General features: G+C 49.7%; 2 tRNA genes. Both read left to right on the forward strand.

From position 1 onward, the window contains the following. The first annotated feature begins 150 nt into the window (after nt 1–150). Nucleotides 151–223 (forward strand) — tRNA-Phe (locus G9G54_RS24960). A 9-nt stretch (nt 224–232) separates the two neighbouring features. Continuing rightward, nucleotides 233–318 (forward strand) — tRNA-Tyr (locus G9G54_RS24965). Nucleotides 319–324 lie beyond the last annotated feature (6 nt).

Genomic DNA, 324 nt, shown 5'->3' on the forward strand with positions numbered 1-324 from the left:
TGTGGTGTAGAGGCCTAACATGCCTGCCTGTCACGCAGGAGATCGCGGGTTCGAATCCCGTCAGTTCCGCCATTTTTCAATTCAATAGTTTTACCGTACTAAAGTGGGAAGGGGTATCCCTCCGCACTTTATTTTTTTGTTAATGGATATGGCTCGGTAGCTCAGTCGGTAGAGCAGAGGACTGAAAATCCTCGTGTCGGCGGTTCGATTCCGTCCCGAGCCACCTTTATATGGAGGATTAGCGAAGTGGCCAAACGCATCAGACTGTAAATCTGCTCCCTTACGGGTTCGGTGGTTCGAATCCATCATCCTCCACCAGTTTTA

The organism is Paenibacillus sp. EKM212P, from assembly GCF_011066115.1.
GTDB lineage: Bacteria > Bacillota > Bacilli > Paenibacillales > Paenibacillaceae > Paenibacillus > Paenibacillus polymyxa_B.